The following is a 307-nucleotide window of genomic DNA, read 5'->3' on the forward strand; positions in this document are numbered from 1 at the left end:
GTGTGTATCCTTGAGTGCCAAGGCGGAAACGGGAATTGGTATTTCGGTAGGTAAGCCGTTTTGGGGGCTGGATGTGGCTCACAATGGCTTTCGAATGAATGTGAGTTTGGATGACCAATTTGGCATTGGAGCGAACAAAACCTTTGCGGTGTCGGGTACGCCCATGTATTTCTTTATTGGTGGGCAATATGTGGATCGAAATCAACACTATATTGCGCTGACTCCGGGCATTGGTGCTGAGTTTCGGGTTAAGCCTGTGGGGTTTTATATCGACCTTACTCCTGCGATTTATCTTGATGAACTGGAT

1 protein-coding gene is annotated in these 307 nt (G+C 47.2%); it reads left to right on the top strand.

Going from position 1 to position 307, the window contains the following annotated elements; genetic code table 11:
- On the top strand, positions 1–307 hold a 307-nt coding region (locus AB4585_RS27310; RefSeq protein WP_372171878.1), incomplete at both ends, for a hypothetical protein.

This window comes from Vibrio sp. 10N.222.49.C9, from assembly GCF_041474985.1.
Taxonomy (GTDB): Bacteria; Pseudomonadota; Gammaproteobacteria; order Enterobacterales; family Vibrionaceae; genus Vibrio; species Vibrio crassostreae_C.